The sequence below is a fragment of the Actinosynnema sp. NPDC037264 genome, assembly GCF_055603705.1.
Genome location: NZ_JBVJVK010000046.1, coordinates 43827 through 67712, shown reverse-complemented (window position 1 = coordinate 67712; position 23886 = coordinate 43827). Strand labels below are relative to the sequence as shown.

Here is a 23886-nt window from a genome sequence, read left to right as displayed (position 1 = left end):
GGCCCTGGTGGGCGGAGCGCTGGTGGCGAGGCCGTCGATGCCCGACTTCCGACCCGCGGGCCCGGAGCCGTTCCCCGAGTACCTGTTGACCTCGCGCGTCCTCGCGCAGTCCTGGAGCCGCACACCCGAGCCGGTCGTGATCAGGTTCACGCCCACCGTCGCTCCCGACGAGATCACGCTGATCTTCAGTTGCGCCATCGGTGACAAGCACGCCAACGGGGAAGAGGAGGCCGCCCTGAGCGTGTCGCTCACGATCGACGGGAAGGAGGTGGAGCAGACCGTGTGCCAGGACGGTGCGACCTCGATCGATGACGAGGAAGTAGCGAGGAACCTGAGCACGGGGCGGGAGTCCGTCGTGCGGATGACCGTGCTCGGGCACATGTCGGAGCTGCCGGGCGGGACGACGACACCCGCGGTGGGCCAGGCCCCGGACGGGGTCGCGGTCCGCCTGGCCGTCGGGCAGCACGTGCCGGTCACCGAGTACCCGCTGCCGCCACCGCCGGAGAAGCCGGTGCGGGTGGACCAGCTCGTGCGCGACGACGCCGACATCGTCCTGCGTGCCGACCCGGCCGACCCGAACGAGCCGCAGAAAGTCGTCGTCCCGTGGCGCGGCCTGTCCTCGATGCACCTGTGGAACGGCTCACCCGGCCGCCTCCGCGTGCTGGTCGGCGACGACACCATCGCCGATGCCAGCAACTACGGGGACGGGTTCAGCGGCATCACCGGCGGCGCCGGTCACGACGGGGCCGGCCTCGTCCTGGGACAGCCGGTCGAGATCAGCGTCGTGCCGGAAGGAGCGCACGGCGACTGGATCGTGATGCTGATGGAGGAGGACTGATCGCGAACCGGACATCGCGAGGTGCCCGGTCGATCACTGTGGCGCTCGTGTTCGCCTACTCGTCCGGTGACGTGGTCGACGTCGTCCGAGGAGCGGGCCGCAGGCCGGAGAGCGTGACGACGACCAGCCGGCGGACCGCGTCCTCGGACGGCAGGCGGCTCGCGGCCGTGAGGGCGTGCAGGCAGTAGTCGGCGAGCTCGTCCGGCGACACGTCGTCCCGGATCCGGCCCGCACGCGCGCCCTCGGCCACCAGCTCCGCGACCAGTTCGTGCAAGTGCCGTTGGGCCCGCAGGACGTGCTCGTCCTGGTGCAGGAACGACACGAGCTCCGGGTCGTCGTGCGGGCGTGCCTCGTGCGAGATCCGGGCGAACGCCTCCAACACCGCTTCGAGCCGCTCGTCAGCGCTCGGCGCACCGTCCCGGGCACTAGTGAGCCGACCGAGGTGCGCGGCGATCTGCCGCTCGTGCCAGGCGCCCAGGATCGCTTTCACGTCCGAGAAGTACTTGTAGAGCGTCGCGCGCCCGATGCCGGCGTGCTCGGCGATCCGCGACATGGTCACGCCCAGCAGCCCGTGCTCGGCCACCAGCGCCGCCGTCGCGTCCAGGATCGCGGCGTGCACCTCGCGGCGGTGCGTGTCGATCGTCTCGCTCCACAGCCTGGGCACGCCGGGAGCATACCGACCTGTGGACAGATCGTCGTTTGCCGGACATAGTGTCTCGCAAAAGCCCGGACGGCACTTCGGAGGAGACATGACCGAGTCACCCGGCGAGGACGACGTGGCCGCACCGCTGTGGGTGCGGATCTCGGGGGTCGTCGTCATCGCCCTCGTGCTGGCGCTCGTGGTCGTGCACCTGACGGGCAACGGCTTCGGCGGCCACACGCCGTGAACCCGACCCTGCGGAAGTCGGCGCTCACCGCGCACGTCACGTCGTCGGTGGGCTGGCTCGGGGCCGTCGCGTGCTTCCTCGTGCTCGCCACCACCGGGATGACCACCGCCGATGACCGGCTCGCCCGTGCCGCGTACGTCGTCCTGGAGCCGATCGGCTGGGCGGTCATCGTCCCGCTGAGCTTCGCCTCGCTGGTCACCGGCCTGATCCAGGCGTGGGGCACGCCGTGGGGCCTGTTCCGGCACTACTGGGTGGTGGCGAAGCTGCTCATCAACGTGCTGGCCACCGCGGCGCTCCTGGTGCACATGCGGCCGATCGGTCACCTGGCCGAGGCGGTCGCGCTCACCGACGACCTGGCCGGGATGCGGTGGCAGGTCACGGTCGACGCGGCCGCCGCCGTCCTCGTGCTGCTCGTGGCGACCGCGCTGTCGGTGTTCAAGCCGAAGGGCAGGATCCGGTGACGACGCGCCCCCGCGTCAGCGGCCGATTCGGCAGTCGCGGTTGCCGTTGCCGTCGTCGTCGGAGAGGAATGACGCCAGTTCCCGTCCTTCCTCGATGACGGCGTCGTGCTCGGCCGGTGAGAGGTGGCGCAGCGGGGTCACGGCCACCGTGCCCGCCTCGACCGTCCACGTGGCGGCGACCCGACCGTCGACCAGGACGACGCGCGCGCCGGTGACCGACAAGCCGCGGTGGGCGTCGTCGATGATCCGGCGGCGGTCCTGGTAGCCGAGGATCGCGTTGTCGAACGCGGGCAGGAACCGCACCGGGGCGGGGGTGTCGGGGTCGGGGCGCGGCGCGTCCGGCAGGTCCAGCAGTTCGCGGCCGTGCTCGTCGCGGAAGGCGATCAGCCTCTCGCGGATCGCGGCCACCGCGCGCGGGAGCCCGGAGAGGCCGGACCAGGCGCGCAGGTCGGCCACCGTGGCGGGCCCGAATGCGGCCAGGTAGCGCAGCGCCAACGCCTCCCCCACCGGGTCGGAGCCGTCCGGCGCGGGTGGGTCGACGTCGCGTCCCAGCCACGATTCGAGCAGAACCGTGCGTGCGCCGGCCTTCCTGCGCCACAAGCCGCGCGGTGGCAGCTGGACCGTCGGGAGGAGGGCGGCGATCCCCATCTCGCCCAGCGCCCGCGGTCCGACGGCCGGCCACCGTGCAGCGAGCGTCCGGCCGAGTTCGGGCATCGTGCGCGGCTCGCCGTCGGCCAGCGCGGCCCGTGCCGCGGTGGTGAGTTCTGCCAGGTCCACGCCCTCGAACTCGCGGCGGTAGACCCCGAGCACCCGTTGGCGCAGCATGGGGCCGTGCCGGGCGCGCCACGCCAGCGCGTCGTCGGCGGTGACGAGGTGGACCGTGCGGCGCATGAGGTGGGTCCGGACCACGCGGCGTCCGGTCACCAGGTCGTCGAGCGCGGTCGGGTCGAAGGCGCGCAGCCGTGACCACAGGCCGACGAACGGCTCCTGCGGTTCCTGCGCCTGCATGCCGCACAGGTGCGCCACGGCGTCGGACACCGGTAGGTCGGCGCGGGCCAGCAGCAGTTGCCGGGCGAGCGTCGCGCGGTTGAGCGCCTTGGTCTCCAGCACCGTCATCGTGGTGGTGTCCTGTCGGGTTCGGTCACGGGGTGGGCGGTCGCGTGCCCACCCCGTGTTCGGGTTACGCGTTGTGCTCGGTGACGACGTCGACGACCCAGACGACGCCGAAGCGGTCCCGCAGCATGCCGTAGGCGGGAGCCCAGCCCGCCGGGCCCATCGGGATCACGACGGTCGACCCGTCGGAGAGCTGGTCCCAGTAACCGGTGACCTCTTCGACGGACTCGCCGCGCACGGAGACGAAGAACGAGTTCTCGCCCTGCTCGTAGGCCAGCCGCGAGGGCACGTCGTAGGCCATCACGTGGAAGCCGTTCTCGCCGAGCACCTGGCCCCACATCACGTGGTCGGCCTCGGCCTCGTCCTGGACGTTGCCGGCGTCCTTGTAGGTGACGACGGCGAGTTGGCCGCCGAAGACGGATCGGTAGAACTCCAGGGCGGCGCGGGCGTCACCGCGGAAGTTCAGGTGGGCGGTGGTGGTGACGGACAAGGTCGTTCCTCATTTCGACTTGAAGCCGGATGTGGGGCAACAGTCGCAGGGGTAGAGGCCAGGTTGTGTCCTCTACTGTCGGGCAGAATGGCAGGCATGCCGAAGACCTCAGCCCGACTGCTGTCGCTGCTGTCGCTGTTGCAGGCGCGTCGGGACTGGCCGGGGGCGCTGTTGGCGGAGCGGTTGCGGGTCAGCCCGCGCACCGTGCGGCGGGACGTCGACCGGCTGCGCGAGCTCGGCTACCCCATCGTGACCGCCAAGGGTCCGGACGGTGGTTACCGGCTCGGCGTCGGCTCGCAGCTGCCGCCGTTGCTGTTCGACGACGAGCAGGCCGTCGCGCTGTCGGTGGCACTGCGGATCGCCACGACCACAGGCGTCGGCATCGAGGAGGCGGCGGCACGGGCGCTGAACACCGTCCGGCAGGTCATGCCCGCACGGCTGCGCCACCGCATCGACACCCTCCAGGTCACGGCGGTGGAGCGGGTCGCGGCGCCGCAGGTCGACAGCGACGTGCTGATGGCGATCAGCGGCGCCATCCACGCCCGCGAGGTGCTGCGCTTCGACTACGCCACCCCACCCGGCACCGCCCCCGACCTCACCGCACCTCCACCACGCCGCGTCGAGCCGCACCACCTCGTCACGCGTGGCGGCCGCTGGTACCTGGTCGCCTGGGACCTCGACCGCGACGACTGGCGCACGTTCCGCGCCGACCGGATCACCCCGCGCACCCCCACCGGCCCCCGCTTCACCCCGCGTGACCTGCCCGCCGAGAACGTGGCCTCGTTCGTCGCCGCCAGGTTCTCGGGCTCCGACGGCTCGGGCGGCTGGCCGTGCCACGGCGAGGTGATCCTCGACCTGCCCGCCACCGAGGTGTCACCGTTCGTCCACGACGGCGTGGTCGAAGACCTCACCCCGAACCGCTGCCGCGTCACCCTGGGCTCGTGGTCGTGGCCCGCCCTGGCCGCCGCCATCGGCCGGTTCGACGCCGGCATCGAGGTCGTGGGGCCGCCCGAGCTGAAGGACGCCTTCGCCCACCTGGCCCGCCGCTACGCCAAGGCGGCAACCTGAAGCCTGGCCCACAGGCGCACAACACACCTGGCGGGGCTTCAGTTCAGCGGCTCCGCTGTCGGACTACGGTCCCGCCGGGCTCTCCCACCGCGCCCTGTTCACGCCGTCCGAGTCCGGGACCACGGCGCACCAGTCCCCCATCACCCGGCCCGCCACCATGAGCGAGAAACCCTCGCCCGTGACCTCGGAGAGCGTATCGGCACCACCGGGATAGGCCCGGTAGGTCAACTCGCCGGCCGGTAGCGGAGCCGTGAAGGCGGTGAAGTCGTCCTCCAGGATTTCGGGCCTGGGTTGCAACTCCGGCTCGACTGCCACGCAGACCAGAGAACGTGGTCGTACGAGGCGGGCCAGTTCGGCCGCGTTCTCCCGAGTCACGCGGAACCACCTGCACCCGTAAGCGCCGTACGCCCAACGTTCGCACAACAAGGTGAAGCGATCACCGGCCTCCGCCACTGACGCCCAGAAACCCTCATCCGCGACCGCGTCGACGGGCTTCGAGATCTCCACGGGCTCAGGAGCCGCGTCGCGCCACTGGAGAACCGCGGCCTGGCCGTGCAGCCCGGCCAGATCCGCGGCTACCGCTCGTGTCGTGTAGAGGTGGACGGCCCCATCCCACCCCGACTCGATCTGAAGCCGCCCCGGGGCAACGAGCTGACAATACGGCCCGCGCCCGGCAACCATTTCCTCGACCAGGTGAACCGCTGGCGAGGTCTCGACCTTCGCACCGTTGCGAAGGCCGAGGTACTCGACGGGAAGCGGTTCAGCCACCAGCAACTCGCCGACCTCCAGCACGTCGGCGCCGCTCCGCTCGATCACCACCCCGAGCACCTGGCGCAGTTCCGCCGCATACGAGCTCCAACCGGCCGCGTCGGCCAACTCCTCACGCAAACGCTCGCCGCGAGGGCTGATGATCAGCTCCTTGCTCAGCCCTTCAGCCATACGAGCCCTCGCAGCTTCCGGTCGCAGTTATGCACCCACACTAGTGGGAAATGAGCTCGGCCATGTTCAAGACGAGATCACGGGAGTCCAGTTCTTCCGACAGCCGAACCAGCCTCCGATGGAATTCCGCGCTGATCGGCAGTTCATCCTCGTAAATCCACGAGCACATCACGTGGAACGCCAGGCCGTACTCGCCGACCTTCAGGAAATCGCGCACGTCGACGATGACCGAAGGCGTACTGACAGGCGACTCCTCGAGCAGCTTCGTGATCTCTACGACGTACTCCCCGACCTGCACCGCACCTCCAACGATCACCGCCGGCACCCCGGCACCGCCTCCTACAGGTTAACCGGATAAAGCTTCAGTTCCCGAACCCTCAACTCGACATACGTGCCCTCCACAGCGCCGGCGAGCGGCCCGACCCCTTCGAGCAGGACGATGTCATCACCTACTCGAGCTGAGATGACACCGTCCACATCGACTCTCTCAACGCACCCGACGATGACCACCACATCACCGTCCTCCGCCACCGCGTGCCGCACCGGACCCGAGACCGGACGGACCGAGATGATCCCCTCCTCGGGGACTTCCAACTCGACGTGCAGATCCCGCCCGACCGGAACCTCTCCAGGTCCGACCCAACACCCCCTCGCGGACGTGCCACCGGACCGGAAGCGGACCCAGCCGGATTCCGCGTCGAGCACTTCCTCAATCCGAATTTCCAACACAATCCCTTCAACGAGGTTCACACGACCACCGAGAGCAGCGAGGTCGCCAACCACTGCTCATCGACCACCAGGAAGGCCGGCCCCGCGACGCCCTACGGGTCGATCACAAGTCGTTGAGCAGCTTCCCGGACTTCTTTTTCGTCGTAACCCGTACGAAGGTAGAGCTCCCAGGGCCCCAGTGAGGCGATAACCGCCTCGACAAGGGCGTGCCACCTCCCCGCCAGAGAAGCAGGCACCATCCCCTGAATCTCCCGCACCGACGTTGCACCTTCGGTGACCGTGACCGTTTTGGCCGCCACCTCCGGCGAAACGCCCTCCCCCAACCATATGCAGACCGCTGGAGCTTCATCCAGGCGCACTCTGATCGACCGGGCCGCCTGCCGCAGCCGAAGAGCATCGTCCAACCCCAACCCGATCCGGACCAGACGCTCTTCGGGCACGCTATGGAGATCCTTGGTGACCTGGTACACCACCTCGAACTCTTCGACGGTCATCCGAATAGCCTGGCGCGGACCACGTTCGGGCACATCACCGGGATCACTTGAGCTCCTAATCACAGCAATCCTTCCCCTCCTTCGGGCGAACACCGTCTCGAACGCAACAGTCCGGCCTCGACGAAAGCGCGAAAATGCGCGATCACTTCGGCCAGGTTCCCAGCGCCACCGACAGACCTGACCGTCCGGCCGTCCGACCACGCCTCAGTCCAGTCCGCGGTTGCGGACGCGGGGCGGGGCCGATCGTTTCGACCGACCCCACCCCGTCCCTACACGCGATAGGGAAGCGTGAACCCGACGTCGCGTGAAGCGTCCTCGTACGTCGAGACCATCTCCGAGATGATGTTTGCGACCTCGTCCAAGGCGAACCGGGCGTCGTCGAGGTCACCGGAATCCAGGTTCTCGGCCAACTCCTTCAGCGTGTCCTGCAGGACCTTCAACGAGTCCCCCTGAACCGCCACCGCGGGGAAGTTCCTGCTCGGCACCTGCACCACCGCGAAGTTGCCGGCGATCGCCAGGATCGCGGCGCTCGTCGCTTGTTCGTTCATCGACCACCTCGGGGCTGGAAGAGGATGTACGGCTCGTGCTCGATCAGAGGCCCGGTGAAGATAAGGCACACAACCCCCGTCGGTCCGCCACCCCAAGATCAATCGTCCATTCGTCGACCAGTCTCCGATCGAAATACTTCCAGCGCGCCTGGAACCAACCCGGAAAGCGAATCATGGTGGTCCGGATCTCCAATGAGACTCGGATGCCCCCAGAGTGCCTTGACCATGTCTGCGGGGTCTCCGAGGCCAAACTCCCATTGAGCCGAGACTCGTCGGTCGACGATTGTAAACAACTCGATCGGTTGCCATCGGGGCAGATCCGTGTCGTCGACGACCAAGATGACCAGGCCGGACTCCCACAACGCCATGGCGTGCACATCGCACTCCACACCGATCGTGAGGTGAAACTCCGTCGCCGGGGAGTAACCTGCATCGAACCGTGACCGCGCAAGGTCCGATCCTTTATCGAAGGTGCAAACGACTCGCATCCGTCAACCCTTGAACTTGAAGTCACCGATTTGACCGGTCAGGCGATTCATCACGTAGTGAATCTCATTCCCGTTCACCTTCGGCGTCACCTTCACCTACCCGTCCAACCCGGCCGGCGGGGATCGTCCACACCCCTCCACCGAGGCGCGACCTGCCCAGTCACAGGTCAGTCCAGGTGGCCGACTTCGACACCCCTGCTCGCACCCCTCCGCTTGATCGAGTGCCGACCGAAACCACGCGGCTACCTCCGCAGACAGGGTTGCCAAGGCGCAGCGGTGCCGTTCAGGAACTGCGCACGACCCAATCGCGAGCAGAACCGAGCAGGGATTCGAGCTCGCCCGTGGAGGTTATCCGACCACTCCTCACCTGCACTTGACCGGTCTCCACATCGGCAAGGTCCGACTCGAACTCACCACTCCCCCAGAGCACCACCTGCGCCATGAAACCACCACCGTCCAGGATCCAGCTGACGGATATGGGGTCGTGCCCGTCACGGGATACTTCGACATTCGAAGTGGCCGGCAAGCTCTCAAGTTTGGGAGCTTCCAAGGAAATCCATGTCCGGGCGCCCTCCACCAGCCCGCCCCCTAAAGACATCCCCATCCTCCGAGCTTGATTTTCTTCGCCTCCGGCAATTGCGGCACCAGGTTGCCCTTCTTCGCCGCCAACCGACCATACATTGTGTCGGAATCCGCCATCTTGAAGTCACCCAGCCGACCACCCGAAATAAGCGATGACCTCCGTACGTCGAATTCGACGTCCACCGAGCCCGGCCATGCGGAAATGTATGCGTCCTTACTCGCCGGTTGTACGATGTAGGTGAACCCGCCGCCGCGTTGAACCATTCCCGTATCCACCATCGCCCGGCGCTCTCCCGGTGACCTCCAGCGGCCAACCGTCACTATGTCGTCGTCAGACGAGCGTCCCATATTGTTGACAAGCATCGGCGTCTGACCTGCGAGTACATAGTACGTGTGGACGGTGCGACGGTGAGGTCGTAGACGGTTTTCCTGGCAGGCGTGGACCTCAACGGCGGTGATGATCGGTGAGGAGCCGTCGGCGGCGGTCAGGTGTTGGCCGGGCTTCAGGTCGCCCAGGTTGACGAACGTCTGTTCCTCGACAAGCCACACCGGGTGCCAGGACGTGCCCTCCACGGTGCCCTGTGAGCCGTCCTGCGCGGTGACGGTCAGCTTGACCAGGGCGTTGCCCTCGTCGCCGTGCGCGAACGTCGCGGTGACCTCGCGCTCGGTGGTTTCGCCCGTTTCCGGGTCCGTGGCCTTCACCCGGTCGCCGATCCGCACCTCGGAGATCGGCTTGGTGGAGCCGTCCGCCATCAGCACCGACGTCTCGCCGACGAAGCTGTGGCACGCCTTCACCGCCGACTGCAGGGCCTCGCCGGCGATCTTGGCGCCCTTGAGGATCTTGCCCACGGGCAGGATGCCGGCGAGCCCGATGGCGCAACCGCCGGCGCTGGCGCCGGACCCCACGCACCCGGTCGGGTCGAAGATCAGTTTGCCCAGTTCCGCGAACGCCTCACCGGCGTTCGGCCCGCCCTGCGGGACGAACCCGAGGTCTGGTCGTGCTTACCGCACCGGTACTTGGTCGCCGTGACCGCGACGACCTCCTCCCACCCGATCAGGGGGTCGCCGCCCTTGTCGAAGCAAGCAGCAGGGGCGCTGAAGCAGGTGAAGTGTCTGTGCGGAACCCCGTGCTCGGCAAGCATTCGCACTTCGCACGGCTAAGACGAGCGTCACACCGGGCACGGCCGCGAAACCCGCGTGCGGCCGGGCAGAACGTCGTCAGACGACGCGCTGACGCCGTGCCGGAGTACAGACGATCGGAGGTTTTCCCGGTGCGCCGAACCTCCTAACGTCGGAGGTGATCGGAAAACCCTGCTCCCGGCCGCGTGCCAGCGGTCCGGGATTTCCGGGAGGAGTGCTACTCCGATGAAGATCCTGCGCATGACGGGTCTGGCGGTGCTGATCACGTCCATGGTCGCGTTGTCCATGACGGCGGCTTCCGCGCACGACCCCGACACCCCTGAAGGACAGGCGGCGGTCCGCGCCTTCCTCACCGACCACCTGCCTGCCGACCGGCACGCCGTCGTCGGCACCGCGGCCGGCGTGCCGTGCGCGAACGGCAAGGCCGACATCTACCCCTGCAAGAACGTGGACCTGCTCAGCGTGCTGCCGCTCGCCTCCATCGGTGGCGGCAACGGCAACGACATCTGGGGCTGGACCGACCCGTCCTCCGGCAAGGAGTACGCGATCGTCGGCCGCACCAACGGCACCGCGTTCGTCGACGTGAGCACGCCCACCTCGCCCCGGTACCTGGGCAACCTGCCGTCCAACGGCGGCAGCAGCAGTTGGCGCGACATGAAGGTGTACCGCGACCACGCGTTCATCGTGGCCGACGCCATCAGCGGCCACGGGATGCAGGTCTTCGACCTGACCAGGCTCCGGACCGTCACCACGCCGCAGACGTTCACCGCGGACGCGCTGTACAGGGGCTTCGGCCCGGCGCACAACATCGCCATCAACGAGGAGACCGGCTACGCCTACGCGATCGGTTCCAACACGTGCCGCGGCGGGCCGCACATCGTCGACATCCGGACGCCGAAGTCGCCGACCCAGGCCGGGTGCGTGTCGCAGGACGGCTACACCCACGACACCCAGTGCGTCGTCTACCGCGGCCCGGACCAGGCCCACCGCGGCCGGGAGATCTGCTTCAACTCCAACGAGGACACGCTGACCATCGTCGACGTGACCACCAAGTCCTCGCCGGTGCAGCTCGCCCGCACCGCCTACTCCGGCGCGCAGTACTCGCACCAGGGCTGGCTGACCGAGGACCAGCGGTACTTCCTGCTGGACGACGAGCTGGACGAGTCCCGCAGCACCGACAAGCGCACCAAGACCTACATCTGGGACCTGGCGAAGCTCTCCTCGCCCGTGCACACGGGCACCTACAGCTCGCCGGCCACCGCGATCGACCACAACCAGTACGTCAAGGGCCGGTACTCCTACCAGGCCAACTACCAGGCGGGTCTGCGCATCCTGGACGTCAGCCAGGTCGCCTCGGCCCGGCTGACCGAGGTCGGCTACTTCGACATCTACCCGGCCGGCGACGCGGCGCGGTTCAACGGGGCGTGGAGCAACTACCCCTACTTCGCCAGCGGCATCGTCCTGGTCAACGGCATCGAGCAGGGCTTGGTCGTGGTCAAGCCCAACCTCGGCGTCGTCAGGTGACGGCGGAGGACGGCGTCGGCCCGCTCGACGCCCGGCGCCTCCAGCTCTGACGTGCCCTTCCCCGTGCGCGGCCACCCGCCGCGCACGGGGCCGCCGTCCTGCCGGACGTGAGGAGTGATGATGCGCAACCTGCGCCTCACCGACTGGGTGTTCGCCGTCCTGGCCGTCGCGATCGTGCTGGCCGGCGCGCTGGCGCTGTTCCGGACCCCGGCAAGCCCCGCGCACTCGACGCACCAACGGGCGGCCGACCTGGTGCCCGCCGCGCACAGCGACGGCCTGTCGGAAGCCGAGAGCGGCTACCGGTTCGAGCGGGTCACCGTGCCGTCGACGCGCGGCCCGGCCGTGCCGGTCGCGTTCCGGATCCTCGGCCCGGACGGGCTGCCGCGCACGCGCTTCCTGGACAACCAGACCAAGCAGCTGCACTTCTTCGTGATCCGCGACGACATGCACGTCTTCCAGCACGTGCACCCGACCCTGGTCGGCGACACGTGGCACGTCGACGTCCGGCTGGACGACGGCGGCGCGTACCGCATGTTCGCCGAGTTCGTCCCGCTCGACACCCAAGACCCCCGGCACCCGGTGGTGCTCGGCGTCCCGTTCAGCGTGCCGGGTGACACCACCCTGGTCCCGGTGCCCGCGCCCGCCGCGGAAGCGGTGACCGCGACCGGGTTCACCGTGACGCGGGTGGACGAGCCGGCCCGACCCGCCCCGATGCGGCCGCAGGAGCTGCGCTTCGCCATCCGCGCACCCGACGGCTCGCTCGTCCGCGCGCTCGAACCCCACCTGGGCTCCTACGGGCACATGACCGGCTTCCACACGATGCTGCTGTCGGCCACCCACCTGCACCCGGTCCAGCCCCTGGGCGTGCCGCTGGTCGACGGCGAGCTGACGTTCCAGGCCACGTTCGCCGACCGCGGCGAGTACCGGCTGTTCCTGGAGTTCGCCCACGGCGGGACCGTGCACACCGCCGCGATCACGGTGGCCGTGGCCTGATCCGGGCCCCGGCTCCCGCCAGCGGGACAGCGCGGGCCTTCACGCCAGGTGCCGCGCACACCGCCGAGAGCCGACTGTCCGATGTGGACGTGATTATCCACACCGGACAGTCGACTTCCGGCGGAGGTGCCTTGCCTACGCGCGCTGGGGCCCGTTCAGCGGTTCCGCCTTCGGGGCCGCCACCTGCCCCTGGGCGACGTGCCCGCGGGTGGAAGCGGAAGCGGTCGACGGCGGCGGGTCGTGGTAGAAGGTGCCCACGACGTCGACCAGGACGTGGCTCGAGCCCTGGTTGTTGTAGACGTGGAACCCGCACTCGGGGCCGATCATCGTCTGCACGGCGTTGGGCACGATCGCACCGGCGGACGGGTTGAGGTTGGACGTGTTGGGACGGCCGACGCCGCTGTAGCCCGCCGGCCACACCGTCAGGAACGTGGGGGCGGTCGGCTGGACGGCGGTGACGTTGGTGGCCAACCGCCAGACGTCCGGACCCGTGAGCGGCTCCGGCGCGACGACGGTCGCGGTGGTGGCCGGGCCGAGCGCGGACGGCCGGCCCTGACCCGCGCGGGTGTCGGCGATCCGGTTGGGCACGACGGGCTCGAAGCGCAGCCCGCCCTCCAGCGAGCTGTCGTCGTAGAAGCCGACGATGTCCACGATGACGTGGCTGTCCTGGCTGGTGTACACCCCGATGGACGGCGCACCCGTGCCACTGCCGCAGTCGGAGCACGGGATGGCGGTCACGACCGCGAAGTTCGTCACGGTGCTGTCGGACCCGTAGTTCAGCGAGGAGCGGTCGGGCGGGTGAGACCCGTCGGGTACAGGGAGACGTAGCCCGGGCCGGAGGGCTCGGTGACGGTCACGTTCAGCACGACGGTCGACGCCTCGACCGGCACCCCGCCCTGGCCGGTCAGCTGCAGGCGCACCGTCTGGCCCGAGTCGACCGTGGCGCGCGGCGCGCCCTGGCCGGAGCGGGTGTCCAGCACGCGGTAGGGCGTGAGCGGGTAGAACGTGCCCCGGTCGCCGCGCGCGTCGAAGCCCTCCAACGACAGCAGGCGCCTGACCTTGCCCGCGACGGAGTCCTCCAGGAGGGTCAGCGACGCCGTCTGCGCGCCGACCGCGGTGGCCGTCGGCGTGATGGTCAACGCGCACGTCCGACCGTGGGAGAGGGTGTTCCCCGAGCAGGTGTTCGCGGTGATCCGGAAGGCGGTGGGGTTCGGGCCCGTCAGCGACGCCGCGCCGAAGGTCGTGGGCACGGTGCCGTTCACCTCGACCGGCACCTGCGTCGACGTGCCCTGCTCACCCCAGGGCTGCCGCCCGAACTGCGAGCGGTAGTCCGGGCTGTCCGTGGCCCGGTAGCCGACGCCGGACTGGAACCGGATCTCGCCCCTGGCGGTGCGGGTCGTGCCGTCGCAGTGCATCAGGTAGTCGGCCGCGAACGCGGTGAACCGGCCCGTGGCCTCGTCGTAGGCGGCCTCGTGCACGTTGACCGTGCCGGAGGTCGCCGCCGCGCCCTCGCACCCCTGCCCGTCGCCGCCGACGTTGAACACCGTGATCGAGTCGGACGTGTAGAAGCCGGTCTTCGCCGGGTACGACCGGCCGGCCTCGAACCGCGTCCCGTTCGGCGGCGACAGGTCGAAGCTGTGGTGGTGGCCGGTGGTGGACGCCATCATCGTCAACGCGTAGCCGTTGGCGTTCTGCTGGAAGGCCCGGATCGTGCTGCGGGACGCCTCGTAGGAGAAGCTCCCGTCGATGTAGCCGAAGCCCTCGAAGTGCGTCGTGAAGGCCGTGTACGGCGCGGCGGGCGGCTCCGCGGCCGCGGCGGCGGGCGCACCGGCCACCAGTGTCGTCGCGACGAGCAGCGCGGCGGCGCAGGCTCCAGCGCCACGGAAAGTCCGCAAACCATCCCCCAGGTCAAAGTGGAGCGACAGCAGGAATCCCCGTGTCCCGCGCAGGACAAGCAGCCGAGCCGGCGCTGGGCAACGAACTTCGGCATTGCGGGGCACCGCCGCCGGGCACGGGCGCGGAATGGACACGGGACGTCCACGAAATGCGCGCATTCGCATCGGCGCCGGCTGGGTCATCGTTACCGGGGCCGTCCAGTAAGGTCGCGATCCGTGAACCCGCCGACGCAAGGGGACGGGACGGGCACGCGCCTCTCCCGACGAACGGTGCTCCTGGCCGGCGGCCTCGTGGTCATGACGGCGGGCGGGTTCCTGGCGCTGGCGAACGTCCGCGAGCCGGGCGACCGACCGCTGGGCGTCGGGCCCGACCTGGACGACCTGCCGGTGGCGGAGGTGCCCGCGCCGACGGACCGGCCGGTGGAGGTCGTGTACTGCGCGGGGTGGGACGCCGGCGCGCGTGCCCCGGTGTCGCCGATGTCCGAGTCGGTCGCACGCGCCCAGGACGCCTCGGGCGGCCAGTACGCCGTGGTCCTGCTCGTCGACGGGACGGCGCGGGCGGTGGTGGAGGTGTGCTGGGCGGAGCACCACGCCGAGCTGTGGCACGTCGACGCCGACGGCCGCAGGTACCGGGGCGTCGCGTACCGGCGCTGGCCGGACGGGTGGTTGCGGCTGTTCGAGGTCCGCAGCTGGAACTACGCCGGGTCGCACGCGCCGGAGTTCGACGGCGACCAGCCGACGTTCCGGGCCCGGGTCCGCCGTGACGCGACCGCGGCGATCAAAACCATCGGGATCACCGCCGTGCAGTCGGACGGCAGCACGCTGCAGACCTCGCGCGACTGGTCGGACGGGTCGAACTGGCCGGAGTCGGCGCCGCCGCCGGAGGACGTCGCCGTGCCCGCGGTCGACGGCTGGCCGGGCCTCGCCGGGATGACCGGCCCCGCGACCGCCCGCCCCGGGCCCGCGGTCGTGCCCACCCACTTCCCGTGGCGCCCACCGCGACCGCTGCGACCGCGCCACATCGCCGAGACCGTCACCGAGGGCGCGCGGTTCCGCACGGAGGACGGCCGTGCCCTGACCGTCCGGCGGCTCCCGGTCGGCACGATCAGGTTGCCCAGCGGCAGGGTGGTCGTCGCGGACCCCGCCTGGCTCGACGACGGCTCCACCCCGCTGGCCACGACGGCGCCGCCCGGCGAGTACCCGGTGGACGTGTTCCAGGTGGTGGAGGACGGCACGGGCACGACCACGACCGCCGCGTGCCGGGTGACGATCACGGACGCGCCCGTCACCTCGTGGCACCTGGCCCTGCTCGAAGGTGACCACGAACTGGCGCTGGGCGACGGCGAGTTCTTCGGCAACCCGGTCGACACGGCCACCCTCGCGCTGGTCGACCACACCGGCGTGGCGGCGTACCAGGAGGCCGAGATCGAGACGGCCATGAGCGGCGACGGCCCGTACCGCACCCTGTCCGCCGAGGGCACCGACCTGATCATCGTGAAGGGCTGGAGCGACGGCGCGAACCCGGTGTGGCTCGGCCGCGCCGAAGACGGCTCGCTCGGCTGTTACGTCCTCGACTTCCTCGCGCCCGACCTGGCCACCGCCCAACCTGCTTGAGACCCGCGCCACGGCGGTTGCCGCACTTCGTGCCGGGTCGGTCGCCACGAGTAGTTGAGGAATCAATCAGCTCGCCGAGGCGTTCCACGGGGCGTGAAGAAAATCGGATTCCTGTCCTTCGGGCACTGGTCCGACGGGCCGCACTCGCGCACCAGGTCGGCGTCGGACGCGCTCCTGCAGGCCGTCGACCTCGCCGTGGCCGCGGAGGAGCTCGGCGTGGACGGCGCCTACTTCCGGGTGCACCACTTCGCCCGGCAGCTCGCCTCGCCGTTCCCGCTGCTGGCCGCGATCGGCGCCAGGACCGAGCGCATCGAGATCGGCACCGGCGTGATCGACATGCGCTACGAGAACCCGATGTACATGGCCGAGGACGCCGGGTCGGCGGACCTCCTCGCCGGCGGCAGGCTCCAGCTCGGCATCTCCCGGGGATCGCCGGAGCAGGTGATCGACGGGTGGCGCTACTTCGGCTACCGCCCCGCCGAGGGCGACACGGAGGCCGACATGGCCCGCAAGCACGCCGAGGTGCTGCTGACCGTGCTGGAGGGCGACGGCTTCGCCCAGCCCAACCCGCGCCCGATGTTCCCCAACCCGCCGGGCCTGCTGCGCGTCGAACCGCACTCGCCGGGCCTGCGCGAGCGGATCTGGTGGGGCGCGGGCTCCAACGGCACCGCGGTCTGGGCGGCGGAGCAGGGCATGAACCTGATGAGCTCGACCCTGAAGAACGACGAGGGCGGCGCGCCGTTCCACGTCCAGCAGGCCGAGCAGATCCGGGCGTTCCGCAAGGCCTGGTCGGAGGCCGGGTGGTCGCGCGAGCCGCGCGTCTCGGTCTCGCGCAGCATCTTCGCGATCACCACCGACCTCGACCGCGCCTACTTCGGCGACGACGGCGGCAGCACCGACAAGATCGGCTACCTCGACGCCGACACCCGGGCGGTCTTCGGTCGCACGTACGCCGCCGAACCCGACGCCCTCGTCGAGCAGCTGGTCGGGGACGAGGCCATCGCCGAGGCGGACACGCTGCTGCTGACCGTGCCCAACCAGCTCGGCGTCGACTACAACACCCACCTGCTCGACGACGTCCTCACCCACGTCGCCCCGGCGCTGGGCTGGCGCTGACCCCGGCGGTCAGCCCGCGCGGTAGCGGGCCAGGACGTCCTCGCGGAGCAGCGCGCCGAACCCGGCCGCCTGCAGGCGCAGGCCCAACTGCGGCTCGGTGACGCGCAGCGCGTTCGCGGCGGTCGGGAGGTGCCAGTCGTGGGCCGCCAGGGTGGTCAGCAGGTGGCCGCGGCGGATCTGGGCCTCCGAGAGGCGGAAGGTCTTCAGGTACGCCGTCCGACCGTCGCGAGCGGTGATCAGCTCGCCGATGTGGTTCTCCTCCTTGAGGCGGAAGGTCGGCAGGAAGCGGGACAGCGTGTAGTCGCCCATCCGGTACACGCGGTTCGTCGCGTAGCTCTCGCCCAGCAGCCCGGCGGCCATCGTCAGGTCGTGGAAGCGGGCCCACTCGGCCTGCTCCCGGGCCGCCGCCGCGCGCAGGTCGGCCAACGACGCCACGTCGTCCGGCAGCCGCACGTCGAACCGGGGCGCGGGCGTGGCCAGGGTCGCGTAGTAGTGGATCAGCTCGCCGTACATGTCCTGCACGAGGGTGGCGTGCAGCGCCCGGTAGTCGTCCGGGTGCGGGACGACGAACGCCGCCGCCAGCGCGTCGGCCACGTACACCAGCACGCCGCACTGGCCCGGGTGGATCTCGAAGTGCTTCAGCGCGTCCGCCAGGCCCTCGACCTCGGCGCCCGAGTAGGCCTCCTCCACGCGCGGCGAGAGGCCGCGGCGGATCGCGCGCTGCGACCACTCCTCCCACACCACCTCCGGGCCGCCGAAGTGCAGCGCCAGGTACCCCTCGACGGCCACGTGCAGGGGCAGGAACCGCAAGCGGTTGCGCTCGACCCGGCGTGCCATCCGGCGGTGGATGCGCAGCCGCATCCCGTGCGGCGGCGGCCCCGTGGCGGCGGCGCCCCGCTTCAGCTGCGTGCCGTACGTCGCGACCGGGGTGTCGTCGTCGGTCCACGTCGCCACGAAACCGTGCGGGATGTAGGACGCGTAGTGCGTGCGCGGGCCCACTTCGACGATCGCCGGGTCGTCCCCGTAGACGCGGTCGTGCAGCCGCAGGCCGGTGATCGGCTCGTCCCGCGTCAACGGCACGAGCCGGACGCCGCCCCACACCTGAGCCGCACGCGTGGTCAGCCCCGTCAGGTCGAGCTGCACGTCACCCCTCCTGCAGGAACTTGGCCACCCGGGCGTCGAAGTGCGCCCGCAGGTCGGCGAACCCGGTCCGGCCCTCGGTGAACCGGGCGAACTCGACCAGGGCGGGCACGTCCTCCGCATCGCGCAGGCCGACGGTCGGCACCGACCGGGAGAGCCGCTTCACGTCGAAGTCGCCCGCGTCGTACACGGGGTTGAGGTGCACCGCGACCACCCGGCGCTCCGGGTCGAGCTTCGCCCGCCACACCCGCAACACCTCCGACGCGAGCCCGTACGGCGCGTTGTCCCAGCCGTCGGACACGATCAGCAGCCGGTCCGGCGCGTGCTCCAGCGCGTCGAGCACCCGCTCGCCCAGCGGCGTCATGCCGTGCGGGCGGGCCAGCAGGGCGTCGGCGCGCCCCGACGTCCACAACGGGACGTACTCCGCCGCCAACTCCGCCAGCAGGTAGTGGCACGCCAGCGCGACCGCCAACGGCCGGCGGCGCTTCTGCGTGGAGCCGGACGCGGAGAAGCTGTCGTCCAGCACGGCCGCGACCCGACCCCACCCGCCCGCGGCCGGCCCGGCGGCCCGGACCGCCGCCGCGCGCAGCGCCCCGGTCAGCTCGCCCCGCCGTTCGACCCGCACGGGCACCGGCAGGGACAGGACGTAGGAGGCCAGGCGGGTCAGCGGCATCGACGCGAGGTCGACCGCCACGGCGGCCTTGTCCCGCCGTGCGGACTCCTGCAACCGGAACCGTTCGAGCCTGGTCATCCGGGGCTCGATGCGCTTGAGGAACGTCGCCCGGTCGATCCCGTGCTTCGCGGCGAAGCCCTCGGCCACCGTGTACGGCAGCTCGTACACCGACGCCTGCTCGTAGTGCGCGCGCCGCCACGTCTCCAGCAGCGGGGTGCGGTACCGGGGGTGGTGGCCGGACGTGAACAGGAACGGGCCCAGTTCGCCGTCCGGCGCGACGTGCGCGTGCCGCAGCGCGCCCTTCAGGGCGGTGCGGTACTTGACAGCGTCGAACGTCGGGTCCGGGCGGGCCGCGACCCACTCGCGGATGATCGCGCGGGTGCGCCGGTTGTTCACCCGTGCCCGGCGCAACGCGCGGAACAGGTCGTACACGCGCTGGGGCGGCAGGGTGCGCAGCCGTCGGGCGATCAGCCCGCCCTCGACCCGCCGCTGGCCGGCGGTGGCGTCGCCGGTGGTCTCCAGCAGCTTGCGGACGATCAGCGCGGCGTTGTGGTCGTTGATGTCCAGCGCGAGGGCCGCCGCGTACAGGTCGCGGTAGTTGCCGATCACGTAGTCGTGCAGGAAGTCCAGCGACAGCCGCTGGTCGTCGGCGCCGCCGTGGAACTCGCGTTGGGACGTGGACGTCGTCGCCGCGTTGATGAACATCATCATGTCGTCGGCGGTGAGGGCGTCCATGCGTCTGCTCCGGGAGTGGTGTCGGGGCCGGCCGGGGAATGGGGGCACGAGCAGCGAATCATCGCTTCAGAGGCGGGTTCCGGAAGTCGCACCGAAGTCCCGCGGCCGGCCGGCGAACTGTAGCAACCGGGTGGCCGCCTCCGCCGGGAATATCACCGGCCGCCCCGGCGAACGGTTCGGCCCACCGGCCGTCACGCTGCGGCGTCGGCGCGCAGCCACAGCACGAGGGACCGAGGCGCGCAGCCGTCACGCGGCGGGGTCGAGGGCGGTGGTGCCCGTCGACGACCTCGGCGTGCCGGCCGGCATCCCGGATGCGATGGGCGACTCGCCGCCGAACCGGTTCCGGCCGGCGTGCAGCGGAACGGGGGTCTGCCGCGTTTGGGCATGGACCGGAAGTGTCGACCGGCGACGTGTCGTCGGGTCCAAGCTGGAGGGCTGATGATCTACAGACGGGCTCTGCTCGCCGCGGCGGTCGCCGCCGGTGTGGTGGCGCCGGCCACCGTGAACGCGCCGGGTGCGGTCGCGGCGCCTGGCGCGTTCACGCCGGTGGGGCCGACCGTGACGCTGCTGACCGGTGACGAGGTCGCGCTCGGCGGCCCGGACGGGGCGAAGGTGCGTCCCGCCGAGGGCCGCGAGCACCTCACCTTCCACCTCCGCACGGACGTGCAAGGCGACATCCACGTGATCCCCGAGGACGCCGCGCTCGCGCTGGCGCGCGGGACGCTCGACCCGCGGTTGTTCGACGTCACCGAGCTGGCCCGCACCGGCTACGACGACGCCTCCCGCGACCGGCTGCCGCTGATCGTGGACTACCCGGGCGCCACCCCGCGCGCGGCGGGCGCCCGGGTCAGCCGCGAGCTGCCGGCCATGGGCGCCGCCGCCGTCTCGGTCGAGCGGTCGCCCGCCTACTGGGCCACCGCGCGCCAGGCCGAGCGGGTCTGGCTCGACGGGCCGGTCCGCGCGAGCGTCGAGCACTCGGCGCCGCAGATCGGCGCGCCGGACGCGTGGGCCGCCGGCCACACCGGGCAGGGCACGACGGTCGCCGTGCTCGACACCGGGATCGACGCCACCCACCCGGACCTGTCGGACGCGGTCGTGGGCGAGCGGAACTTCACCGACAGCGACACCGCCGACGACCGGCAGGGCCACGGCACGCACGTCGCCTCGACCATCACCGGCAACGGCGCGAGGCACCGGGGCGTGGCGCCGGACGCCAAGCTGCTCAACGGGAAGGTCCTCGACGACTACGGCAGCGGCCTGGAGTCCTGGATCATCGCGGGCATGGAGTGGGCCGCGGGCAGCGGCGCCGACGTGGTGAACCTGAGCCTGGGCAGCAGCTCGCCGAGCGACGGCACCGACCCGATGTCCCGGGCGCTCGACCGGATCTCGGCCGAGACGGGCGTGCTGTTCGTGGTCGCCGCCGGCAACGACGGCCCCGCCGCCGGGACGATCGGCAGCCCCGGCGCGGCCGACGCCGCGCTGACCGTGGGCGCGGTCGACCGGGACGACCGGCTCGCCGACTTCTCCGGTCGCGGCCCCCGCCTGCGGGACGGCGCCGTCAAACCCGAGATCACCGCCCCGGGCGTGGGCATCGTCGCGGCCAAGGCCAAGAACGGCCGCATCGGCATCCCCGCCGGTGACGGCTACGTCGCCCTGTCCGGCACGTCGATGGCCACGCCGCACGTCGCGGGCGCCGCCGCCGTCCTCGCGGGCCGGCACCCCGACTGGCGAGCGGAGCAGCTCAAGGCCGGGCTCGTCGGCAGCGCCAGGCCGAACGACACGTCGACCGTCGCGGAGCAGGGCGCGGGCCGGGTCGACGTCGCCGCCGCCACCACGGCCGCGGTGTCCGCGACGCCGGCGAGCATCACCAACGGCATCGCCCAGTGGCCGCACGACGACGACCAGCCGGTCAGGACGACCCTGACCTACACCAACACCGGCGCCGAGCCGGTCACGCTCGACCTCACGACCACCGGAGCGCCGTTCGCGGTCGAACCCGCTCGGCTGACCGTGCCGGCCGGCGGTCGGGCCGGCGCGACCGTCACCACCGACACCAGGGACGGCTCGGAGGAGAAGGTCCACAGTGGACTGGTCATCGCCACCGGCAACGGGCGGTCGGTGCGCACGCCGATCTCGGTGAACCGCGAACCGGAGAGCTACGACGTGACCGTGAAGTTCGTCGGGTTCGACGGCGCGCCGACCGACTTCCACACGGCGCGGCTCATCGACGTCGACCGCCCGCGGGAGTTCCCGCTGTACGACTCGTCCGGCACCGCCAGGATGCGGCTGCCGAAGGGCGAGTACTACTTCGACGCCACGATCGCGTTGCCGATCCCGGAGCTGCGCGACTTCCGCACCGCCGAGTTCGTCGAGCCGGCGCTGGACCTGACCCGGGACGTCGAGCTCGTCCTCGACGCGCGCGAGGCCGAGCCGGTCGGCTTCGACCTGGACAACCCGAAGGCGAAGCCCGGCAACGGCAAGGTGGTGTTCCAACGCGAGACCGCGTGGGGCGGCATCAAGGCGACGCAGTACCTGATGCGCGTCGGCGGCCGTGAGATGGGCGCGGTGAAGCCGGCCACCACCAGGAGCGACGCGTTCACGTTCACCGTGGAGCAGCGCCTGGCCGAGCGTGACGGCGAGTCGTTCACGGGCTCGTCGCTCTACCACGTCCGGCACGCGGAGAAGGGCACCGTCCCGGAGACGCTGCGGTGGCGCTACCGGGACCGGCAGTTCGCGAAGGTGCGTTCGGAGCACGCGGTCGCCACGTCCGGCCGGACCGGTCTGCGGGAGTCGTTCCTCCCCCTGCCGCTGCCCGGCGCGCTGACCGAGTACTACACGCCGGACGTGCCGTGGGACGGCGACTTCACCGAGATCGACGAGTCGGGTCAAGCGGTGTCGGGCACGTACCAGGTCGAGCCGAGGAGCTTCCCGCTCGACCGCACGACCGCGGAGCGCTGGAACGTCGGCGTGTTCGGGCCGTCACTGCCACGAGGGCTGCACGGCCCGGCCGACTTCGCCGCCCGGATCGGCGACCGCTTCAGCTTCGCCGTGCCGACGGCCACCGACCAGGGCCGGGGCCGGATGAACTTCAGCTTCGACGTGGCCGGCACGACGACGCTCCTGCGTGACGGCCGGGTGATCGCCGAGCACCCGTACGACGGCATGGGCTGGTTCGACGCCGTGCCGGAGCGGGCGTCCTACACCCTGCGCACCACCACGACCCGGCCGTCGGACCGGTTGTCCACCGCGATCAGCGCGGAGTGGACGTTCACGTCCGAGCACAGCGGCGCGGAGGCGGTCGCGCTACCGCTGGTGGGGGTGAGGTTCGCGCCGAACCTCGACCACCACAACGCGGCGCCGGCCGGGAAGCGGTTCACCATCCCGGTGTACTTCCAGCGCAACGGGAGCAGCGCGATCGGCACGGTCTCGACACCGGTCGTCGAGGTGTCCTACGACGACGGCGCGACGTGGCGGCCGGCGGCGGTGTGGCGTGATCACGGTGGCTGGAAGGCGACCGTCGACCACCCGGCGGGTGCGCGGTTCGTGTCGCTGCGGTCGAGCATCACCGATCCCGACGGCAACGGCCAGCGCCAGACGATCACCAGGGCGTACGCGCTGAAGTAGGAACCGCCACGCCACCGTGCCGGCCCCGCGCACTCGCGATACCGGGGCCGGCACGGCGGTCGCCCTGGAAGGGACCGAGTTCGAACGCGCGCCTCGCCGGGCCTGACGAGCGGTCACGTGACCGGTCAGCCGGGCGCGACCGCGCGGCGGACGCTGTCGCGCAGCAGGGCCCGGCGGCGGTCGTGGGTGGCGGCCGGTTCGTCGGCGGTGGCCGCGTAGACGTTGCTGACCGGCGACCAGGCCATCGACAGGGCGATGACCAGGGCCATCAGGTCGAACGGGTCGCCGGCCCGGACCAGCCCCGCCTCCTGCGCCTCGGCGATGGCCCGGAGCTTGCCGTCGTCGAGGCGGTCGGCGTCGTCGACGAGGTGGCCGGTGGGCCGGCGTTCCAGGCGGGCCCACGTGGCGAGCCGGATGAGGTCGGGCCGCCGCAGGTACTCGTCGTAGAGCCGCACGGCCCAGTCCGCCAGGTCGGCGGCGTCGATGGGCACGACGTTGACGATCCGCTCCAGCGAACCGGAGAAGATCGCGTCGAACAGCCCTTCCTTGCTGCCGAAGTAGGCGTAGAGCTGGGCCTTGTTGGTGCGTGCCGCGGCGATGATCCGCTCGATGCGGGCGCCGGCGATGCCGTGTTCGGCGAACTCGCGGGTGGCGACGTCGAGGATGCGCTGCCGCGTGGCCGCGCCGCGGGCGGTCAGCTGCTGGTCGGACATGGCCGAACTCTACAGACAGACCAGTTGGTTTGCTTTTCGCCCGATGCCTGCCTACCGTGAAACAGACCGAACAGTCTGTTTA

Annotated in this window: 25 protein-coding genes; 10 read left to right on the top strand and 15 right to left on the bottom strand. The window is 70.9% G+C overall.

The window, feature by feature from the left end:
* Window positions 1-22 precede the first annotated feature (22 nt).
* A complete protein-coding gene (locus ACZ7GX_RS34195; protein WP_498782921.1) occupies window positions 23-838 on the top strand; it encodes a hypothetical protein in 816 nt (271 codons plus the stop codon).
* 55 nt (window positions 839-893) lie between these two features.
* Here ACZ7GX_RS34195 and ACZ7GX_RS34190 read toward each other — a convergent pair whose 3' ends face one another.
* Window positions 894-1502 (bottom strand): TetR/AcrR family transcriptional regulator, encoded by a 609-nt coding sequence (locus ACZ7GX_RS34190; protein ID WP_498782919.1) that lies wholly within the window; start codon window positions 1500-1502, stop codon window positions 894-896.
* An 85-nt stretch (window positions 1503-1587) separates the two neighbouring features.
* Between ACZ7GX_RS34190 and ACZ7GX_RS34185 the strand changes: the two genes are divergently transcribed.
* Window positions 1588-1725 (top strand): hypothetical protein, encoded by a 138-nt coding sequence (locus tag ACZ7GX_RS34185; RefSeq protein WP_498782917.1) that lies wholly within the window; start codon window positions 1588-1590, stop codon window positions 1723-1725.
* Window positions 1722-2186, top strand: a complete 465-nt coding sequence (locus ACZ7GX_RS34180) for a DUF2269 domain-containing protein (protein ID WP_498782915.1) — start codon at window positions 1722-1724, stop codon at window positions 2184-2186. Before ACZ7GX_RS34185 ends, ACZ7GX_RS34180 begins: the two co-directional genes overlap by 4 nt.
* Window positions 2187-2201: 15 nt before the next feature.
* On the opposite strand, the gene ACZ7GX_RS34175 is transcribed toward ACZ7GX_RS34180, so the two are convergent.
* Both ACZ7GX_RS34175 and ACZ7GX_RS34170 read right to left on the bottom strand, forming a co-directional pair.
* Complete coding sequence (locus tag ACZ7GX_RS34175; RefSeq protein ID WP_498782913.1) at window positions 2202-3302, bottom strand: winged helix DNA-binding domain-containing protein; 1101 nt, start codon at window positions 3300-3302, stop codon at window positions 2202-2204.
* A 64-nt stretch (window positions 3303-3366) separates the two neighbouring features.
* A complete protein-coding gene (locus ACZ7GX_RS34170) occupies window positions 3367-3789 on the bottom strand; it encodes a VOC family protein (protein WP_498782911.1) in 423 nt (140 codons plus the stop codon).
* 96 nt (window positions 3790-3885) lie between these two features.
* On the opposite strand from ACZ7GX_RS34170, the gene ACZ7GX_RS34165 reads away from it, so the two are divergent.
* Window positions 3886-4857, top strand: coding sequence for a helix-turn-helix transcriptional regulator (locus ACZ7GX_RS34165; protein ID WP_498782909.1), 972 nt, complete (start codon window positions 3886-3888; stop codon window positions 4855-4857).
* 63 nt (window positions 4858-4920) lie between these two features.
* Here the strand turns inward: ACZ7GX_RS34165 and ACZ7GX_RS34160 are convergent, their stop codons facing one another.
* The 7 genes from ACZ7GX_RS34160 to ACZ7GX_RS34130 all read right to left on the bottom strand — a co-directional run bounded on the left by ACZ7GX_RS34160 (window position 4921) and on the right by ACZ7GX_RS34130 (window position 9486).
* Window positions 4921-5796: a hypothetical protein gene (locus ACZ7GX_RS34160; protein ID WP_498782907.1), complete on the bottom strand. Its 876-nt coding sequence runs from the start codon at window positions 5794-5796 to the stop codon at window positions 4921-4923.
* A 40-nt stretch (window positions 5797-5836) separates the two neighbouring features.
* Window positions 5837-6121 (bottom strand): MafI family immunity protein, encoded by a 285-nt coding sequence (locus ACZ7GX_RS34155; protein ID WP_498782905.1) that lies wholly within the window; start codon window positions 6119-6121, stop codon window positions 5837-5839.
* A gap of 14 nt (window positions 6122-6135) precedes the next feature.
* Window positions 6136-6546, bottom strand: coding sequence for a hypothetical protein (locus tag ACZ7GX_RS34150; protein WP_498782904.1), 411 nt, complete (start codon window positions 6544-6546; stop codon window positions 6136-6138).
* 71 nt (window positions 6547-6617) lie between these two features.
* Window positions 6618-7019, bottom strand: coding sequence for a hypothetical protein (locus ACZ7GX_RS34145; RefSeq protein WP_498782902.1), 402 nt, complete (start codon window positions 7017-7019; stop codon window positions 6618-6620).
* A 269-nt stretch (window positions 7020-7288) separates the two neighbouring features.
* Window positions 7289-7567 (bottom strand): DUF6959 family protein, encoded by a 279-nt coding sequence (locus tag ACZ7GX_RS34140; protein WP_498782900.1) that lies wholly within the window; start codon window positions 7565-7567, stop codon window positions 7289-7291.
* 771 nt (window positions 7568-8338) lie between these two features.
* Complete coding sequence (locus ACZ7GX_RS34135) at window positions 8339-8653, bottom strand: immunity protein TriTu family protein (RefSeq protein WP_498782898.1); 315 nt, start codon at window positions 8651-8653, stop codon at window positions 8339-8341.
* The gene (locus ACZ7GX_RS34130; protein WP_498782896.1) at window positions 8644-9486 is read right to left on the bottom strand and encodes a Hint domain-containing protein; all 843 of its coding nucleotides are present in this window, start codon (window positions 9484-9486) and stop codon (window positions 8644-8646) included. Before ACZ7GX_RS34130 ends, ACZ7GX_RS34135 begins: the two co-directional genes overlap by 10 nt.
* A gap of 516 nt (window positions 9487-10002) precedes the next feature.
* On the opposite strand from ACZ7GX_RS34130, the gene ACZ7GX_RS34125 reads away from it, so the two are divergent.
* Together ACZ7GX_RS34125 and ACZ7GX_RS34120 are read left to right on the top strand one after the other, a co-directional pair.
* Window positions 10003-11301 carry a choice-of-anchor B family protein gene (locus ACZ7GX_RS34125; protein WP_498782894.1) on the top strand — a complete coding sequence of 433 codons (1299 nt, stop codon included), beginning with the start codon at window positions 10003-10005 and terminating at the stop codon, window positions 11299-11301.
* A 120-nt stretch (window positions 11302-11421) separates the two neighbouring features.
* Entirely contained in the window at window positions 11422-12294 is an 873-nt protein-coding gene (locus ACZ7GX_RS34120) for a DUF8832 domain-containing protein (protein WP_498782892.1), read from the top strand.
* Between the two features lie 135 nt (window positions 12295-12429).
* On the opposite strand, the gene ACZ7GX_RS34115 is transcribed toward ACZ7GX_RS34120, so the two are convergent.
* Window positions 12430-12945 (bottom strand): hypothetical protein, encoded by a 516-nt coding sequence (locus ACZ7GX_RS34115; protein ID WP_498782890.1) that lies wholly within the window; start codon window positions 12943-12945, stop codon window positions 12430-12432.
* Between the two features lies 1 nt (window position 12946).
* Between ACZ7GX_RS34115 and ACZ7GX_RS34110 the strand changes: the two genes are divergently transcribed.
* On the top strand, window positions 12947-13069 hold the full coding sequence (locus tag ACZ7GX_RS34110) for a hypothetical protein (protein ID WP_498782888.1): 123 nt from the start codon (window positions 12947-12949) through the stop codon (window positions 13067-13069).
* A gap of 1 nt (window position 13070) precedes the next feature.
* Here the strand turns inward: ACZ7GX_RS34110 and ACZ7GX_RS34105 are convergent, their stop codons facing one another.
* Complete coding sequence (locus ACZ7GX_RS34105; RefSeq protein WP_498782886.1) at window positions 13071-14189, bottom strand: hypothetical protein; 1119 nt, start codon at window positions 14187-14189, stop codon at window positions 13071-13073.
* A gap of 216 nt (window positions 14190-14405) precedes the next feature.
* Here ACZ7GX_RS34105 and ACZ7GX_RS34100 point away from each other — a divergent pair, with 216 nt between their 5' ends.
* Together ACZ7GX_RS34100 and ACZ7GX_RS34095 are read left to right on the top strand one after the other, a co-directional pair.
* Window positions 14406-15803, top strand: a complete 1398-nt coding sequence (locus ACZ7GX_RS34100; protein ID WP_498782884.1) for a DUF4241 domain-containing protein — start codon at window positions 14406-14408, stop codon at window positions 15801-15803.
* A gap of 93 nt (window positions 15804-15896) precedes the next feature.
* Window positions 15897-16919: an LLM class flavin-dependent oxidoreductase gene (locus tag ACZ7GX_RS34095; RefSeq protein WP_498782882.1), complete on the top strand. Its 1023-nt coding sequence runs from the start codon at window positions 15897-15899 to the stop codon at window positions 16917-16919.
* Between the two features lie 9 nt (window positions 16920-16928).
* On the opposite strand, the gene ACZ7GX_RS34090 is transcribed toward ACZ7GX_RS34095, so the two are convergent.
* Together ACZ7GX_RS34090 and ACZ7GX_RS34085 are read right to left on the bottom strand one after the other, a co-directional pair.
* On the bottom strand, window positions 16929-18062 hold the full coding sequence (locus ACZ7GX_RS34090; RefSeq protein ID WP_498782880.1) for an ARPP-2 domain-containing protein: 1134 nt from the start codon (window positions 18060-18062) through the stop codon (window positions 16929-16931).
* 1 nt (window position 18063) lies between these two features.
* The gene (locus tag ACZ7GX_RS34085) at window positions 18064-19467 is read right to left on the bottom strand and encodes a hypothetical protein (RefSeq protein ID WP_498782878.1); all 1404 of its coding nucleotides are present in this window, start codon (window positions 19465-19467) and stop codon (window positions 18064-18066) included.
* A gap of 438 nt (window positions 19468-19905) precedes the next feature.
* Between ACZ7GX_RS34085 and ACZ7GX_RS34080 the strand changes: the two genes are divergently transcribed.
* The gene (locus ACZ7GX_RS34080; RefSeq protein ID WP_498782876.1) at window positions 19906-23091 is read left to right on the top strand and encodes a S8 family serine peptidase; all 3186 of its coding nucleotides are present in this window, start codon (window positions 19906-19908) and stop codon (window positions 23089-23091) included.
* Between the two features lie 125 nt (window positions 23092-23216).
* Here the strand turns inward: ACZ7GX_RS34080 and ACZ7GX_RS34075 are convergent, their stop codons facing one another.
* Window positions 23217-23804, bottom strand: a complete 588-nt coding sequence (locus ACZ7GX_RS34075) for a TetR/AcrR family transcriptional regulator (protein WP_498782874.1) — start codon at window positions 23802-23804, stop codon at window positions 23217-23219.
* Window positions 23805-23886: the final 82 nt, after the last annotated feature.